The organism is Enterococcus sp. DIV0574, from assembly GCF_051711125.1.
Lineage (GTDB): Bacteria > Bacillota > Bacilli > Lactobacillales > Enterococcaceae > Enterococcus_D > Enterococcus_D gallinarum.
The window spans coordinates 548,268-562,191 of record NZ_JBIOMA010000001.1 but is presented as its reverse complement, the minus strand read 5'-3'; the positions used below and the strand labels follow the sequence as shown (position 1 = coordinate 562,191).

At 42.9% G+C, this 13,924-nt stretch carries 14 protein-coding genes and 1 other annotated feature; of the genes, 1 reads left to right on the top strand and 13 read right to left on the bottom strand.

From position 1 onward, the window contains the following. Positions 1-43: 43 nt before the first annotated feature. The 5 genes from IGJ45_RS02765 to IGJ45_RS02745 are packed head-to-tail and all read right to left on the bottom strand — an operon-like array spanning position 44 to position 4,352. Positions 44-1,585 carry an extracellular solute-binding protein gene (locus tag IGJ45_RS02765; RefSeq protein ID WP_147587118.1) on the bottom strand — a complete coding sequence of 514 codons (1,542 nt, stop codon included), beginning with the start codon at positions 1,583-1,585 and terminating at the stop codon, positions 44-46. A 40-nt stretch (positions 1,586-1,625) separates the two neighbouring features. Next, positions 1,626-2,228, bottom strand: coding sequence for a DUF624 domain-containing protein (locus tag IGJ45_RS02760; protein ID WP_003127346.1), 603 nt, complete (start codon positions 2,226-2,228; stop codon positions 1,626-1,628). A gap of 12 nt (positions 2,229-2,240) precedes the next feature. Continuing rightward, positions 2,241-3,134, bottom strand: a complete 894-nt coding sequence (locus IGJ45_RS02755; protein ID WP_003127345.1) for a carbohydrate ABC transporter permease — start codon at positions 3,132-3,134, stop codon at positions 2,241-2,243. Between the two features lie 11 nt (positions 3,135-3,145). Next, the gene (locus IGJ45_RS02750; RefSeq protein ID WP_131731879.1) at positions 3,146-4,108 is read right to left on the bottom strand and encodes an ABC transporter permease; all 963 of its coding nucleotides are present in this window, start codon (positions 4,106-4,108) and stop codon (positions 3,146-3,148) included. 19 nt (positions 4,109-4,127) lie between these two features. Then, positions 4,128-4,352 (bottom strand): helix-turn-helix transcriptional regulator, encoded by a 225-nt coding sequence (locus IGJ45_RS02745; RefSeq protein ID WP_003127343.1) that lies wholly within the window; start codon positions 4,350-4,352, stop codon positions 4,128-4,130. A 158-nt stretch (positions 4,353-4,510) separates the two neighbouring features. Between IGJ45_RS02745 and IGJ45_RS02740 the strand changes: the two genes are divergently transcribed. Continuing rightward, on the top strand, positions 4,511-4,849 hold the full coding sequence (locus IGJ45_RS02740; protein WP_003127342.1) for a helix-turn-helix domain-containing protein: 339 nt from the start codon (positions 4,511-4,513) through the stop codon (positions 4,847-4,849). 56 nt (positions 4,850-4,905) lie between these two features. Here IGJ45_RS02740 and IGJ45_RS02735 read toward each other — a convergent pair whose 3' ends face one another. The 8 genes from IGJ45_RS02735 to thiI form a co-directional block, all read right to left on the bottom strand. Continuing rightward, positions 4,906-5,106 carry a cold-shock protein gene (locus IGJ45_RS02735; RefSeq protein WP_003127340.1) on the bottom strand — a complete coding sequence of 67 codons (201 nt, stop codon included), beginning with the start codon at positions 5,104-5,106 and terminating at the stop codon, positions 4,906-4,908. A gap of 149 nt (positions 5,107-5,255) precedes the next feature. After that, positions 5,256-5,936: a RadC family protein gene (gene radC / locus IGJ45_RS02730; protein WP_003127339.1), complete on the bottom strand. Its 681-nt coding sequence runs from the start codon at positions 5,934-5,936 to the stop codon at positions 5,256-5,258. Positions 5,937-6,002: 66 nt separating this feature from the next. Further along, positions 6,003-6,677, bottom strand: coding sequence for an HAD family hydrolase (locus IGJ45_RS02725; protein ID WP_003127338.1), 675 nt, complete (start codon positions 6,675-6,677; stop codon positions 6,003-6,005). Further along, the gene (locus IGJ45_RS02720; protein WP_005471605.1) at positions 6,670-7,983 is read right to left on the bottom strand and encodes a bifunctional folylpolyglutamate synthase/dihydrofolate synthase; all 1,314 of its coding nucleotides are present in this window, start codon (positions 7,981-7,983) and stop codon (positions 6,670-6,672) included. The genes IGJ45_RS02725 and IGJ45_RS02720 overlap by 8 nt, the downstream gene beginning before the upstream one ends. Positions 7,984-8,238: 255 nt before the next feature. Continuing rightward, on the bottom strand, positions 8,239-10,878 hold the full coding sequence (locus IGJ45_RS02715; RefSeq protein ID WP_003127336.1) for a valine--tRNA ligase: 2,640 nt from the start codon (positions 10,876-10,878) through the stop codon (positions 8,239-8,241). A gap of 84 nt (positions 10,879-10,962) precedes the next feature. Then, positions 10,963-11,189: a binding site (T-box leader), on the bottom strand. Positions 11,190-11,230: 41 nt separating this feature from the next. Then, positions 11,231-11,725 (bottom strand): thiol peroxidase, encoded by a 495-nt coding sequence (gene tpx / locus IGJ45_RS02710; RefSeq protein ID WP_003127335.1) that lies wholly within the window; start codon positions 11,723-11,725, stop codon positions 11,231-11,233. A gap of 72 nt (positions 11,726-11,797) precedes the next feature. Further along, positions 11,798-12,445 (bottom strand): redox-sensing transcriptional repressor Rex, encoded by a 648-nt coding sequence (locus IGJ45_RS02705; RefSeq protein WP_003127334.1) that lies wholly within the window; start codon positions 12,443-12,445, stop codon positions 11,798-11,800. Positions 12,446-12,702: 257 nt separating this feature from the next. After that, on the bottom strand, positions 12,703-13,902 hold the full coding sequence (thiI, locus tag IGJ45_RS02700) for a tRNA uracil 4-sulfurtransferase ThiI (protein WP_003127333.1): 1,200 nt from the start codon (positions 13,900-13,902) through the stop codon (positions 12,703-12,705). Positions 13,903-13,924 lie beyond the last annotated feature (22 nt).

Genomic DNA, 13,924 nt, shown 5'->3' with positions numbered 1-13,924 from the left:
TTTGGCATTCACTTGGTTTTCCTACTGCTTATTCGCCCTTAAGTTAGTCTTGATTAAAGCGTTCAAATTGTTGCCGACGGATCTCCAATAAGCGTTGAGCACCGATACGATCCAATTGCTGCACATAGTTGGTCCAATCCTTTTCAAAATTCCATTCACCTGTAATGAACTTTACCCGCGATTGTTCCACATGGGTTGAGATATCTGTAACGATCGTTGACAATTCTGCTGCTTCTGCTTCGGTTGCCATAAATGTCGGCAGCATGTATTCCGGCATATATTCTTCTTTGACATCATCATAGACAGCCGGTTCTTTGCCAAACGCTCGATCTCTGATTTCTTGATCCAATTCCGCATAAGGGAAATAGCCTCCATACACATTATCGACCCACTGGAAAGCACCGAGTTGCGGCCCGTTTTGATAGTTTAAGATTTCGTCAATATAGACCATGTGCCCATCTTCGTCAACTTCATAGGTCACTCCTTCTTCTCCTAAATAAGCAAAAATCTGCCCTTCAGGACTATAGAAGTAATCCACCCACTCAAGAAGTAATCCTGGATCTGCTGCATCCTTCGTAATGATAAATGCTGAAGTACCAGAAACAGGCGGTTCCGTATAAAGTGTCTTGTCGCCATAAGGTCCTTCAATGACATTGATCGGCGTATACGTTTCTGGTCCAAATGGGCCAATGAAATCAGGATCGACCCACTGGAAGAGACCAACTTTGTCTTGGGCAGCATCCGCTCGCCATTTGTCATCATCCACGCCGGCAAAGGATTGTTTTGCAACTAATCCTTCTGCATACAACTCTCTTAGGTACATCCAGACTTCCCGCATCCGTTCATGGTTGATGGTCAACTGTAATTGCCCCGCTTCATCCACAAACAGCATATTCCCCATCGCCTGTCTGCCGCCTGTCCCCAATCCATAGGAAGCCATGAAGACCTTTTCCAGTCCGCCGGCTAACCAGCCACTTGGCATATAATACCCTTCTCGTCCTTCCCCGCTCGCTACAAAAGCAGCTAGAACCTCTTTCAGTTCATCTGTTGTACGAGGGACATCCAAGGACAATTCATCCAGCCAATTTTGATTGATATACAGTCGAACCGTTCGCCCGCCGCTCATTGGATCCAAAGACATATACGGCAGCGAGTACATATGACCATCCGGTGCTGTTAACGTCTTTTTGACAATCGGATTTTCATCTAAGATTTTTTGCAGATTCGGTGCATGTTCGGCAATCAGATCTTCTAATGGAATGAACAATCCTTGCTGTCCGTATTTCACGATCTCATCATTGCTCCAGCCGGTCTGATAAAAGGCATCAGGCAGCTTTCCTGATAGAATCAAATTCTTCTTTTCCCCAAACTCTTTTACTTCTTCCCACTGTACTTTGACTCTAGACTTCTTCTCGTACTCTTGCCACATCCACAGGTCTTCGCTTTTCGGCCTCACGTCTGTAAAATCATTCCTCATTAAATGAATCGACTTTACGTCATCTGCTACTTTTTCACTTGGACTAGATTGGCAAGCCGACAACAGCCAGACGAAGGACAACAAAAACAATAGCACTCCTTTTTTCATACAGTTCTCTCCTTTTTATACAATCGAACAACGGGCGACATCAAAAATAGACTCCTTTCATTTTGTTAAATTTATTGAAAAACAAGAAACCTATCCCATAAGCAGGCAATCCGATCCCTAAACAGATCCCTAAAAATGGATAGTAACAATAAAGAAGACTAACCAATCCAAGAAGTCCCATACTTATTAATAGCTGAACGGGACAAATGAACACAAACAGTAACGGCTGTAACCAACGATGGACTTTGTCTAATGAAAAATAAGCATGCACAGGGAAAAATGTGATCGCCAGCAATAAAATAATCAGGAGATTCGTCCGCATCGTAAACTCAAACAAGAAATTGGTGGGATAATCACTCGCTAATGTGTGATGAACCCCAATAACAAAACCAGTCAGAACAATAGCCGCAACATGAAACCAGCGATTTTTTTGTTTGTTGTGCCGATATTGATCTGAAAAAATTTCTTTGAGAGGAGCTTCATTTTTCTGCAGAATCCTTTTTCGAATGCAATCGTAGACAGTAATCGTTGCCGGTATCAGACTAAACAGCACACCGCCCAGAAGCATGTAGCGCCACCAATACACATTCAAAAGCATCATATCGTACACTAATTCACAAAATGCAGCGATCGCTTTTAGCATCGAAACACCTCCTCATCCCTTGATGGATCCTACTAGGATGCCTTTTTCAAAGTATTTGGCTACCACAGGATAAAATAGGAGCACAGGCAGACTTGAAACGATCACTACGCTGTATTTGAGGGTCATTTTCAGCATAAGCAGTTCGGATTCCGCACTACCGGCAATGATTTGGTTCATATCTTGGCCAAACTGTCCCTGAACCAGTATTTCTCGCAGAATAATCTGCAGAGGATACTTGGCACGATCCTGTAAATAAATCAACGCGTCAAAGTAGGCATTCCAGCGACCGACACCATAGAACATTGCCATCACTGCGATGATCGGGGTAGCCAGAGGCAAGACGACTTTCCATAATAACCATAAATCGTTGGCACCATCGATATAAGCGCTTTCAATCAAATCATTAGGAATATTTTGACTGAAATACGTACGCATCAAAATCATATTATAAACACCCAACGCTCCAGGCAAGATCATGACCCAAAGTGTGTTAACGATCCCTAACTGCTGATTGACTAAATAAGTGGGGATCAACCCTCCGCTAAAAAACATTGTAATCGTAAAAAATAAAGTAAAGAAACGCTTGCCTCGTAAGCCGGAACGAGACAATGGGTAGGCAGCAATCGTCGTGACGATTAAGTTGATCACTGTCCCTAAACCCGTGTAGATCACTGCGTTGCGAAAACCCGTCCAGATATCACTGCTCTTGAGCACTTCCTTGTACCCTTCAACATTTAATCCACGGGGATACAAAAGCAACGGGACCTCATAGATCCTAGTGGGATCACTGAAGGAAGCATTGACCACAAAGATAAGCGGATATAAGATAATCAGGGCAATCAGACTGACCAGTAAGATATTGATAGTATTAAACAGTTTATCCCCTTTCGTTGCTGATACTTTCATTCGTTTTCCTCCTACCAAAGACTCGATTCATTTGTCTTTTGTGCTAGTTTATTAACAAAAAATAAAACAATAAAATTAATCACGTTATTAAAAAGACCGACTGCAGCAGAGAAACTATACTCCCCATTTATGATCCCCATTTTATAGGTATATGTCGAAAGCACCTCAGAGGAAGCGAGATTCGCAGCGTTCTGTAAGAGAAAAGTCTTCTCAAAGCCCACGGATAAAATGCTTCCTGTCGCCAATATCGTGGAGATCACGATGGTCGGCATGATGGAAGGAATCGTGATATGACGAATACATTGCAAGCGAGAGGCACCATCCAAGTAAGCGGCTTCATATTGATCGGGAGAGATCCCGGACATCGCTGCCGTATAAATCAACGTTCCCCACCCCACACCTTGCCAGACACCCGACCACACATAGATATGCGGAAACCATTTAGGACTTCCGAGAAAATCGATCGATGGAAACCCAAATGTATTCAGCAACATATTAATCATGCCATCTTGACTTGAAAAAAAGAATTGAACCATCCCGATCACGACAACCACCGAAATAAAATTTGGGATGTATGAAATCGTCTGAGCGGTTGATTTGAACCATTTCCGATTCAATTCATTGAATAATAACGCCAAAATGATCGGTAATGGTACACTGACCAACAAACTGTAAAGACTCAAGCGCAAGGTATTAACAATGATCTCGAGAAAAAAATAGGAAGCAAAAAAACGCTCAAAGTGCTTCAATCCCACCCAAGGGCTACCTAAGATCCCAAATGCGGGAGAATAATCTTTGAATGCGATAATCACGCCATACATTGGCCAATAATTCCAGATCACGACAAAAATAACTGGAATGATCAGCATGACGTAGAGCCACTTGTGTTTCTTTAAATCTTTTTTTAGATCCTGGAAATTTCTTTTGTTTTTACCCAGATAGCCGATTTTTGCAACTGTACCTTTTACAGGCATCTTGAGTCCCCTCCTCCATTTAACTAGGTTTGTCTTTTTGTGTCGTTATGTTACCTTCGATGCTAAAAAAATACGTCCAATCAAATTGGAGCACTTTACCGATCCGCTTCGCTACTTCTACACTTGGTCGGCGTTTTCCTCGTTCAATCATATTGTAATATGTTCGCTCAATTTCGGATTCCTTAGCTACTTGATCCTGAGTGAGTCCATTTTTTTCACGTTGCCTAATGAGCCACTCCCGCATACAGTTCCCTCCTTCTTCGGAATGTAACGTTTCGACACACACTCATTATATGTTTCCTTATGACACTTGTCAACGACATTTAGTAACAAATAGACACCAACCGACTCTTTTTTTCTAAGTAACGGTGTGTTACTATCACGAGAGAGGCAGGTGTCATTATGTTTCCGCAAATCATAAAAAAATTACGTCTGGAAAAGAAGTTAACTCAGCAAGAAGTGGCAGACAAAATCGGGATCACACGTCCAGCTTATACTGCCTATGAATCAGGAAAAAGAGAGCCCGACTTTAGCATGCTGCAAGTGTTAGCCGATCTATTTGGTGTGTCGACCGACTATCTCTTAGGCCGATCTGATAAGAGACACCTCTATCCTAAAGTAGAAAGTGACTTGATCAGTTCCCATATCGATGAATCAATCTCAGAAGAAGGAATCAAAGAAATCCTCACGTTCATTGATTTTGTCAAAGAACGCGAGCAAAAAAAAAGACCATCTGAATGATGGTCTTTTTTGACTGTGCCTTCACTAATCCCATGAATGCAGTCTTGTAAATAAGCTTACGCTTTGTTTACGTTTACTGCTTGAGGTCCACGATCTGATTCTTCAACATCAAAAGTCACTGCTTGGCCTTCTTCTAAAGTCTTGAAGCCTTCACCTTGGATTGCTGAGAAATGTACAAATACGTCTGTACCGTCTTCACGTGAAATGAAGCCAAATCCTTTTTCAGCATTGAACCATTTAACTGTACCTTGTTCCATTATAAAAAACCTCCTCGTGCATAAGCACTTAATTATGTGTAACATTGCTCGTGTCCGATAGAGGTGTAACAAGCGTTTCAACATCTATTCAGCAAACAAAATTACACTAATATTTTACACTTGCTACTATTTTTTTGCAAGGTAGACGATCAGCCTTCCCAGAGTCCTTCTTCTCGCAAGCTGATATATGAATTATTACCGATAATCAAGTGGTCCAGCAAGTCGATACCCATCAATTCCCCACACTTCATCAATCGTTTGGTAAAGGTAATATCCGCCTGCGAAGGTTGGGGACTGCCGCTGGGATGATTGTGCACGCAGATCACTCGGGCGGCACAGCAACGAACTGCTCCGTGATAAATTTCTCTAGGATGAGCAATCGACTGATTGAGACTGCCGATGAATAACGTCTTTTTTTGGATGATCTCATTTTTGGTATTTAGGTAGAGACACAGCAAATGTTCTTGCTGGTAATCTTTTAATTCCTCCATCATCTGATTGGCAATATCCACACTGGAATGAACTCTGCCATATTTTGGCTGTGCTGCTCGTTGGATGCGGGCGCCAAGTTCTACGGTAGCTTTGAGTTCGATCGCTTTGATCTGGCCTACCCCACGAATGGCCTGCAGTTCGTCCAATGTCACGTGCTTTAGCTCATACAAGTCTTCAAACTCGTTGAGGATCTGACCAGCTAGTTCGATGACATTGAAAGGATGAGAACCCGTTCGTAAAAGAATCGCTAACAATTCTTGATTGGATAAAGCTTCAGCGCCATAATGCAATAGTCGTTCCCGAGGATAGGAACTTTGAGGAATTCCATTGTCTTTCATAAAAAAAAACTCCTTTGCGTTAGTCTAAAATAAAACTACGCAAAAGAGTTCATGGTTGATGCGACACTACCAAGTATAGGCCTGCTCAAAATAATCCGGCACTTCTACCAGTGAAGGCAAGATATGCAGCACTTTTTCTTCGATCACTGACGTCGGAGCAACCAGATCAGGTACCATGATCACCGGAATGCCAGCTGCATGCGCAGCATGAATACCGTTAGCGGAATCTTCAAGAATGACTAATTGATTTTTCGGAACCCCTAAGCGATTATGGGCTTTTTCGAAAATTTCAGGATCCGGTTTCGCCCGCACAACATCATCGAAACAAACGATTTCTGGAAATTCTTGCGTCAGACCTGCGGAATCCAGCAATGTATCGATGACTCGTCGTTGGTTGCTAGAAGCAAGGATCCGCGGAATCCCTTTTTCATCCAAATAGCGCAGCAAGTCATGGACCCCCGGTTTTAATGCTGCTTGACCTTGCTCAAAGAGCAGCAGAGTTTGATCAAAAGCGGCTTGGATGAAACGATCAACAGTCTCTGGACCGAAGGCAGCATCATATCGTTCATGATAAGCCGCCCAGACTTCTTCATCTGAAACACCAACGTATGCTAGATAGACATCTTTTGTATAGGGGATCGCCATCTGATCGGCCACGATCTGTGTTGCCTGATAGTAAAGAAGCTCCGTATCAAAAATCAGTCCGTCCATATCAAAAATCACACCATTTAATTCAGCCATTTCTTCCTCCCATTCCCAACAAAAGTTCCCGAACTTCTGATACAAAATAAAGCGAACCAGTGATCAGAAGCAAGTCTTCATTGGTCATTTTTTCTAATAATTCTGCTAAGCCAAACTGCCATAGTGAAACGATCGAGATGCGCGCTTCATTCAATTGCTGGTAATCATCACTTAAATGGATCGCTTTTGGAAAATCAAATGTGGTCAAATAGATTTCAGCTTTCGGGATCGTTAACAGCTGTTGCAGCATCTCATCGACATTTTTTGTCTCCAATGCTGAAAACAAGATATGGATGCGATAGTTGGTGAATTCTTCTCTAACTGTCTCAACCAAGCGTTCCATGGCGTGCGTGTTATGCGCACCATCTATAATGATCAGCGGTTCATTGCTGATTTTCTCCATTCGCGCGGGCCAATAAGCTTTCTTTAAGCCATTGCGGACTACTTTTTCCGAAAATGGCAGTTTTTTTAACTCACAGAATAAATAATATAATTGAATAGCGACACCGGCGTTTTCTGGTTGGTGTCGACCAATCATCGGCGTTTTCAGTCCTTTGATTTTTCCGCGGTCATTCTCAAAATCGAACCACTCTCCCCAGATTTCATCCGGACGATGATACGTGACTCGATAGTCTTCTCCCAAGTGGGATACAGGAGCCTCAGATTCTGCAGCTTCAAGGTCGATTACGGATAGCGCACTTTCAGGGATCTTCCCAGTCACTAGTGGCACCTTGGGTTTGATGATCCCGGCTTTATGGGCAGCAATGGCCTCAATCGTGTCACCAAGCATATCCATATGGTCCATTCCAATAGTCGTGATGGCCGTCAAGATTGGTGTGATCACATTTGTACTATCCAAACGGCCGCCTAAGCCAACTTCTATGATAGCCACATCGACTTGTTGCTGGGCAAAGTAGCCGAATGCCAGTGCAGTCAAAATCTCAAATTGGGTGATTCCGGTCAATTCTTCTTCCTGATCCAGTTGCATGACGAGTGGTTGAAGTGTTTCGACCCATTCAATCAGCGAGTCATCTGGTATAAAACGCCCATCAATCTCGATCCGTTCATTGAAAGACTCGATATGGGGCGATGTGAACGTTCCAACTTGCAGCCCACTTTCTTCTAGAAGACTTCGTAAATAGCTGACAGTCGAACCCTTGCCGTTCGTTCCGGCAACATGGATCAATGTCAGATTTTTTTCTGGATTGCCTAATCGTTGTAGCAATGCTTCTACTCGCATCAATCCTGGACGCATCCCGAAGGTCTTTCTTCCGTGGATCCATGCAATTGCTTCTTCACTTGTCATGTTCTTCACCTCAAAATCATTTTAGCAAATCTTCCCTTTTTTTCCTAATTCTACTGCTCTTTCTCTCAGAGCGTTCCCAACAAAAATCGATAGGAAAACTACCCGATCTATAGCGGTTAGGAATTCTTTCCTCTATAGATCGGGTAGCTAGAGATCGGGTAGTTAGAGAGTAAATAGTTAGATCGGTAATTTGCAACAGCTAGTGTTCCATAGGAATATCGATGATTAGCTTGCTGCCTCGATTCAATAAATAGATTATTGAATCGTACGCAATTGCTCGATCCGTTCTTGAACTGCTTTTTGTTTATCCAAATAATCGGCTTCTTTCGCTCGCTCTTGCGCCACAACTTCTTCAGGGGCATTGGCAACGAAACGTTCGTTTGCTAATTTCCCTTGCACGCGTTTGACCTCTTGATTGAATTTCGCCAATTCTTTTTCTAAACGGCTGATTTCTTCTTCGATATTGATCAAGCCGGCTAATGGCAAATAGATCGTTGCTCCGGATAAGATAGCTGACATCGCCAATTCCGGTGCTTCCAGTGTATTGGAAATCACTAGCTCTTCTGGATTGCAGAATCGTTCGATATAGTTTTTGTTGGTGATCAGGAAGCTCTCGATCTCAACATCGTTGGTTTGGATCAGCAATGTAATTGGCTTAGAAAGCGGCGTGTTGACTTCCGCCCGAATGTTGCGGACAGAACGAATCAACTCTTTTAACACTTCCATTCCTTGTGCTGCTTTCTCATCCGACCACTCTGGCTGAACTTCTGGATAAGCAGCTACTACAAGCGAATCGCCTGTATGAGGCAGTTTACTCCAAATTTCTTCTGTGACAAACGGCATGATTGGGTGCAGCAAGCGTAATATTTGATCCAACACATGAACCAAAATGCTCTTATTGACTTGTTTAGCTGCTTCATTTTCACCATATAAGGTTTCTTTGCTCATTTCGATATACCAGTCACAAAAGTCATCCCAAATAAAGTTGTATAACTGGCGACCTGCTTCACCGAATTCAAAACGATCAAACAACTCAGTCACTTTCTCGATCGTTTCATTTAAACGAGTTAAGATCCAACGGTCCGCTACGGATTTCTCGCCAGAAAAGTCAATATCTGTCACCGTCATTCCTTCAACATTCATCAAGACAAAACGGGACGCATTCCAAATCTTGTTGATGAAGTTCCAAGCAGCATCCATTTTTTCATAGCTGAAGCGAACATCTTGTCCTGGTGCAGAGCCATTTGATAAGAACCAGCGCAATGCATCGGCGCCATATTTTTCGATGACTTCCATCGGATCGATCCCGTTCCCTAATGACTTACTCATTTTACGTCCCTGTTCATCACGAATCAGTCCATGGATCAGCACATTTTCAAAAGGACGTTTGCCTGTGAATTCCAAGCTTTGGAAAATCATGCGGCTTACCCAGAAAGCAATGATGTCGTAGCCTGTGACTAGCGTGTTGGTTGGGAAATAACGCTGATAATCAGCACTATTTTCATCTGGCCAGCCCATGGTTGAAAATGGCCATAATGCGGAGCTGAACCAAGTATCCAGTACATCAGGATCCTGTGTCCAGTTTTCGGCATCTGCCGGTGCTTCTAAGCCCACATACATTTCACCAGTTTCATTGTGGTACCAAGCAGGAATTTGATGTCCCCACCACAATTGTCGGGAAATAACCCAGTCGTGAATATTTTCCATCCAGCGCAAGAAAGTTTGATTGAAGCGCGGTGGGAAAAACTCGACTGCCTGATCCGTCGATTGGTTGTCGATCGCTTCTTTAGCCAATGGCCCCATTTTGACAAACCATTGCGTAGATAAACGAGGTTCAACAACGACACCGGTTCGTTCTGAATGGCCAACACTGTGAATCATTTTTTCAATCTTTAACAAACGTCCGATATCTTCCAAATCTTTGACGATCGCTTTACGAGCTGCAAAACGATCCATGCCAGCATATTTACCGGCTAAATCATTCATGGTTCCGTCATCGTTCATAACATTGACCCGTGGCAAGTTATGGCGGTTACCGACTTCAAAGTCATTCGGATCATGGGCAGGGGTGATTTTTACTACGCCGGTTCCAAATTCTTGATCCACGTAAGTATCCGCAATGATTGGGATCTCTTTATTAACTAATGGCAAAATAACCTTTTTGCCGATCAATTCTTGGTAGCGTTCATCCTCTGGATGGACAGCGATCGCAGTGTCTCCTAGCATCGTTTCTGGACGAGTGGTGGCAATCTCTACGGTACCAGAACCATCTGCCAGTTCATAAGTCATGTGGTAAAAAGCTCCTTCGATCTCTTTATGGATGACTTCAATATCAGATAAGGCCGTACGTGCTTGCGGATCCCAGTTGATGATATATTCGCCGCGATAGATCAAGTCTTTTTCGTAAAGAGTTACGAAGACTTTACGGACAGCATCTGACAGACCCTCGTCTAATGTGAATCGTTCTCGACTATAGTCAAGAGACAATCCTAGCTTTGCCCACTGCTCACGAATATGGCCTGCATATTCTTCTTTCCATTCCCACACTTGGTCGACAAATTTTTCCCGACCAAGGTCATAGCGGGAGATCCCTTGTTCTCTTAGTTTTTCTTCGACTTTTGCTTGTGTCGCAATTCCAGCGTGATCCATACCTGGTAACCACAATGTATCAAACCCTTGCATCCGTTTTTGGCGAATGATGATATCTTGAAGGGTTGTATCCCACGCATGGCCTAAGTGTAGTTTACCAGTAACATTTGGCGGAGGAATAACGATTGAATAAGGCTTGGCTTTTTGATCACCACTTGGTTTGAATAGATCTTTGGCTAACCATTCCTGGTAGCGTCCCGCTTCGACTTCTTGCGGGTTGTACTTTGTTGATAAGTTATCGGACATTGTTTTACCTCCTACTTTTTTTGATCAGTTCCTTCAAGACCGCTCGGCTTTTGGGAATAAAAAAAGTCCTAAAATGCCGAAGCATTTTAGGACGCAAATACGCGGTACCACCTAAATTGTAGATTTCTCTACCTCTTGGGCGTGAGTTAACGGTCACGAAGCGTTTGATTCTACTGAACAAGGTGTTCCTTGCTGTTCCAATCAAAGACTCACAAGCTACCTTCTCAGATTCCTGCTGAAAACCTTGCACCAATTGGTCTTCTCTCTGTAAAAACAGTCCGTCTGATACTCCTCTTGATCCTCGTCTTCTTTCAATTGATCTTGTTCATTCTACAATGAACTTTTTTGAAAGTCAAACAGCGATTGATCTGGCAGCGGCCAAAGCCGATTGATAGTCCGGTTCTTGAGAGATTTCAGGCACGATCTCTTCGTAGCGGATCACCCCTTTTTCATCTAAGACAAAAATCGCGCGGGCAAAATGTCCAAACTCTGGGATCATAATTTGATAGGTTTCTCCAAACGTATTTTCTGGATCATGCAGCATCAGCATATCGATCCCTTCTTGTCCACACCAATTTGCTTGTTCTTCTTTCGTATTGTTCGAGATTGTCACAAAATTAACCTCATCAATCTTACTTGCTTCTTCATTGAAGCGCTTCGTCTGCAATGCACAGACCCGCGTGTCAATGTCGGGAACAATGCTTAAGATCGTCGGTTTACCTAAGAAATCAGCCAAGCGATAAACTTTGTCATCTAAACTTTTCAGTTCAAATTCTTTGGCTTGATCCCCTACTTTTGGCTGAATGCCTGGTACTTCAAAAATGGTTCCTTTACGTGTTACTTGCATGTCATCTCTCCTATTACAGTTTTCTCCAGTATAGGAGAGAACCCGCGAAAGCCAAAAGATTTTGCTCAAAACCTACGATTTCTGAGAATAGGTATTGTCAAAAAAGATCAACGTCTGTAATTCTGTCGTCAGATCGATGTATTGGATATGAACATTTTTAGGTACATTGACGCGATCAGGGGCAAAATTTAAAATCGCTGTAATGCCAGATTCTACGATCGTATCGATTGCCGCCTGAGAATATTGACTAGGTACTGTCGAGATAGCTACAGTGATTCCTTTCTCCTGAACGATCTCAGCTAGCTGATCCATTCCATAAACATAGTGACCGTCGATGGTCTTACCGATCAATTGCGGATCATTATCAAATACAGCAACGATCGAAAGATTCTCATTGCGGCGAAAGTTGTTATTTGCAAGAGCTTTACCTAGATTGCCAAAGCCCACTAATGCAATGTTCTTTGCTTCGTTCGTTTCTAATATATGGCTAAAAACTTCAATCAAGTAAGGAACTTCATAACCATACCCGCTTCGTCCTAATTCCCCTAAGTGGGAAAAGTCCCGACGAATCGTTGCGGAAGGAACTTGTGTGATCTCAGCAAACTCTTTTGATTTGATTCGATGGACACCTGATGCATCCAAAAATTTTAAATGCCTTAAATAAGCAGGCAGACGTTTCGCTGTTGCTTTAGGAAGTTTTTTTTCTCTTAATGCTTCCATGGTTTCCGTCCTCCTTGTTAAACAGTTCACATATCGAGTTTAGCATGCTCGTCATTGAATAGCAAGCAATTTTCACAAACTTTTAATGCTTCCTAGATTCCAGTCAAACGACTGTGAGAAATCTCTCACAGGTCCAGCATAAACGAAAAAAGACGGCTACTTGGGCACACCCTTTGTAACCATCTTTTTTCTTTAATTGCCAACAGTCAACAGCTGGTTTTTATCCCCTGATATCAAAATTTTTTCTGATGTGAAGATCAAAGAAAATCAGCGAATTCTGCTTTTTCGGAAGCTTGGATCTCTTCGATTTTCAACCCAGCTAATGCCCGCTCCATCATGCCTGCTATATCTAAGCGCTCTTCATATAAATGCACTTTCTCCAACTTCGGTCTTGTCTTAGGCTGTGGCGGAGCAAAAATCGTGCAGCAGTCTTCAAATGGCTGGATCGCCAGTTCAAACGTATCGATCTCTTGAGCTACATCAATGATTTCTAATTTATCCATCGTTGCCACCGGACGAATGATTGGCGTATTCGTTACTTCATTGATCGCCACCATACTTTGCAATGTTTGTGAAGCCACTTGGCCTAGTGATTCTCCGTTCAAAATAATCAATCCATGACGAGCTTCACGGATCGCATCTGTGAGTCGCAGCATCATCCGGCGAGTGATCGTCATCCAATAGCCTTGAGGCACATGCTTCTTGATTTCTTCTTGAACTTCAGTGAATGGGACTTCAATAAACTGAATACCGCCAACATAAGGGGTTAGTTTCTTTGTCAGATCTTTGGCTTTTTGTAGTGCCTGTTCGCTAGTATAAGGCGGGCTGGCAAAATGGACCGCTTCGATCTCTACCCCGCGTTTCATCGCAAAATAACCGGCAACGGGGGAATCGATCCCGCCTGAAAGCATCAGCATCCCTTTCCCACTCGTTCCAACCGGTAACCCACCAGCTCCTTGGATCGTCTCGTAAGAAAGGTAGGCTCCATCCATACGGATCTCTACCCGTAGATTGATATCTGGCTTTTTCATTTGAACTTTGATTTCTGGAAAGCGATCAATTACAGCATTTCCTAACGTCAAATTCAACTGATTACTGTCTTGGATGAATTGATGGTCACTGCGTTTGGCAGTGATTTTGAAGGTCTCAGTCCCTGTATAGATTTCACTCATCACTGTTTGTACGGCTTCTTTTAACACTTCGACGTCTTTTTCTACCCGAATGCTGGGAGAAAAATTTTGAATCCCAAACACTTTTTGCAATTTCAATATAATTGCCTGACTGTCTTCCCCATTCAGAAGCAAATGCATCCGATCACGTTCTGCATGAACTTTGACTTTAGGAAAGTCGGCAAGTGTTCGCTTCACATTCTCCGCCAACTGCATAATGAAACTGCGGCGGTTTTTTCCTTTGGTTGATAATTCGCCGTAGCGAACCATGATCTCTGTATAATTCACGAGTAAAACTCCTTTGTTTGTC

Excerpts from the sequence above, each read along its gene's own strand:
- IGJ45_RS02745 (WP_003127343.1), bottom strand. The coding sequence starts at position 4,352 with ATGCGGGAGTGGCTCATTAGGCAACGTGAAAAAAATGGACTCACTCAG.
- IGJ45_RS02765 (WP_147587118.1), bottom strand. The coding sequence starts at position 1,585 with ATGAAAAAAGGAGTGCTATTGTTTTTGTTGTCCTTCGTCTGGCTGTTG.
- IGJ45_RS02755 (WP_003127345.1), bottom strand. The coding sequence starts at position 3,134 with ATGAAAGTATCAGCAACGAAAGGGGATAAACTGTTTAATACTATCAAT.
- IGJ45_RS02740 (WP_003127342.1), top strand. The coding sequence starts at position 4,511 with ATGTTTCCGCAAATCATAAAAAAATTACGTCTGGAAAAGAAGTTAACT.
- IGJ45_RS02705 (WP_003127334.1), bottom strand. The coding sequence starts at position 12,445 with ATGGAAGCATTAAGAGAAAAAAAACTTCCTAAAGCAACAGCGAAACGT.
- IGJ45_RS02720 (WP_005471605.1), bottom strand. The coding sequence starts at position 7,983 with ATGACAAGTGAAGAAGCAATTGCATGGATCCACGGAAGAAAGACCTTC.
- IGJ45_RS02715 (WP_003127336.1), bottom strand. The coding sequence starts at position 10,878 with ATGTCCGATAACTTATCAACAAAGTACAACCCGCAAGAAGTCGAAGCG.
- tpx (WP_003127335.1), bottom strand. The coding sequence starts at position 11,725 with ATGCAAGTAACACGTAAAGGAACCATTTTTGAAGTACCAGGCATTCAG.
- IGJ45_RS02725 (WP_003127338.1), bottom strand. The coding sequence starts at position 6,677 with ATGGCTGAATTAAATGGTGTGATTTTTGATATGGACGGACTGATTTTT.
- IGJ45_RS02760 (WP_003127346.1), bottom strand. The coding sequence starts at position 2,228 with ATGCTAAAAGCGATCGCTGCATTTTGTGAATTAGTGTACGATATGATG.
- radC (WP_003127339.1), bottom strand. The coding sequence starts at position 5,936 with ATGAAAGACAATGGAATTCCTCAAAGTTCCTATCCTCGGGAACGACTA.
- IGJ45_RS02750 (WP_131731879.1), bottom strand. The coding sequence starts at position 4,108 with ATGCCTGTAAAAGGTACAGTTGCAAAAATCGGCTATCTGGGTAAAAAC.
- IGJ45_RS02735 (WP_003127340.1), bottom strand. The coding sequence starts at position 5,106 with ATGGAACAAGGTACAGTTAAATGGTTCAATGCTGAAAAAGGATTTGGC.